Origin of the sequence: Arthrobacter sp. SO3, from assembly GCF_020532825.1 — a bacterium.
Taxonomy (GTDB): domain Bacteria; phylum Actinomycetota; class Actinomycetes; order Actinomycetales; family Micrococcaceae; genus Arthrobacter.
Window position 1 is genome coordinate 16,548 of record NZ_MQTS01000243.1, and the last position, 1,241, is coordinate 17,788.

General features: G+C 66.4%; 3 protein-coding genes. All 3 read right to left on the reverse strand.

Going from position 1 to position 1,241, the window contains the following annotated elements; translation table 11 throughout:
• Window positions 1-26 precede the first annotated feature (26 nt).
• The 3 genes from BJQ90_RS20930 to BJQ90_RS20940 all read right to left on the reverse strand — a co-directional run bounded on the left by BJQ90_RS20930 (window position 27) and on the right by BJQ90_RS20940 (window position 1,059).
• Complete coding sequence (locus BJQ90_RS20930; protein ID WP_226762104.1) at window positions 27-329, reverse strand: rhodanese-like domain-containing protein; 303 nt, start codon at window positions 327-329, stop codon at window positions 27-29.
• 83 nt (window positions 330-412) lie between these two features.
• A complete protein-coding gene (locus BJQ90_RS20935) occupies window positions 413-742 on the reverse strand; it encodes a metal-sensitive transcriptional regulator (RefSeq protein ID WP_226762124.1) in 330 nt (109 codons plus the stop codon).
• Window positions 743-744: 2 nt separating this feature from the next.
• Entirely contained in the window at window positions 745-1,059 is a 315-nt protein-coding gene (locus tag BJQ90_RS20940) for a rhodanese-like domain-containing protein (protein WP_226762105.1), read from the reverse strand.
• Window positions 1,060-1,241 lie beyond the last annotated feature (182 nt).

The following is a 1,241-nucleotide window of genomic DNA, read 5'->3' on the forward strand; positions in this document are numbered from 1 at the left end:
CATGCCGCCCGGGAACTCTGGTGGGCTCAGCTGACGGGGAAGCCCGCAGCCGTCCAATCGAGCATTCCGCCGGGCACGGTGTAGGCCGTGAAGCCCGCGGCCGTGAGCTGGTCCGCGGCCGCCGCGCTGCGGCGTCCGCTGCGGCAAATGGCGATGACGGGCCGGGCCTTGTCCAGGTCATCAAGGCGCCCGCCCAGTTCGCCCAGGGCGATGTGCCGGGCACCGGGAATCATGCCCCCGGCGACTTCAGCTGATTCGCGGACATCGATAATCTGGGCGCCGCGGCCGCTCGTGAGCTGCTCCGCGAGCTGAGCGGGGGTAATTTCCATGGTCTGGACCTTTCGGTAGAACGGGGCTGTTGGGCTGGATATTTGGGCTGGGCGCCCTTGCCCTGGCACTGACCGGCGCCGGCCTAGGTCAGGCGCAGGAAGAGCGTGCGGATTTCCGTCAGGGTGGGCCTCTGGGCCGGCAGTCCAGGCTGCACGCCGCCTGCCGGGAGGGCGTCCGCTGGCTCGGTGAGGCAGTCGCGCATCGCCGCCGAGATGAGTTCGAATCCGGCCTTGTCCAGGGCGCCGCGGACCGCCGACAGCTGGGTGACGACGTTGCGGCAATCTGCCCCGGATTCGACGGCGGCAATCAGCGCAGTGAGCTGCCCCTGGGCGCGCTTGAGGCGGTTGATGGTGCGGCGGCTCCCGGCATCCGGGTCCGGCTCGAGCTGCGGGGGGCTGACGGTGGAGGACATGCTCACTCGCCGCCGGCCTGGTAGGTGACCGGGTGCCCGTTGCGGTACCACTCGGTGATGCCGCCCATGACATTCACGGCGTCGTAGCCTTGCCCGGCGAGGTGCGCCGTGGCGCGGGAACTGCGGCCGCCGGATGCACACATGACATAGACGGTCCGTCCGACCGGAACGTCACCGAGGGACTGCTGGAAACGCGAGAGCGGAATGTTCCTCGTTCCCGGAACGCAGGCCTCCGAGTACTCTTCCTCTTCCCGGACGTCAATGATGGAAACATCAGACCCGAGTGCTGCCAGGTCGTCCACTGAAATGCTCTTCATGCTGGTGCCCTTTCATGGTGTCCGGCAGCCCGGGCGGGTAGTTACCCTTCCATCATGATACCCCAGGGGGTATTAATGCAAACTGGCGCAGAGCTCACCGCTCTGTTGCTCCAATACCCCTAGGGGTATATTATTGCACTATGGCAACCATCGACATTTCCGAAGCGACCTTCAACGACACC

Coding starts and splice junctions, on each gene's coding strand:
- BJQ90_RS20930 (WP_226762104.1), bottom strand. CDS start 329: ATGGAAATTACCCCCGCTCAGCTCGCGGAGCAGCTCACGAGCGGCCGC.
- BJQ90_RS20935 (WP_226762124.1), bottom strand. CDS start 742: ATGTCCTCCACCGTCAGCCCCCCGCAGCTCGAGCCGGACCCGGATGCC.
- BJQ90_RS20940 (WP_226762105.1), bottom strand. CDS start 1,059: ATGAAGAGCATTTCAGTGGACGACCTGGCAGCACTCGGGTCTGATGTT.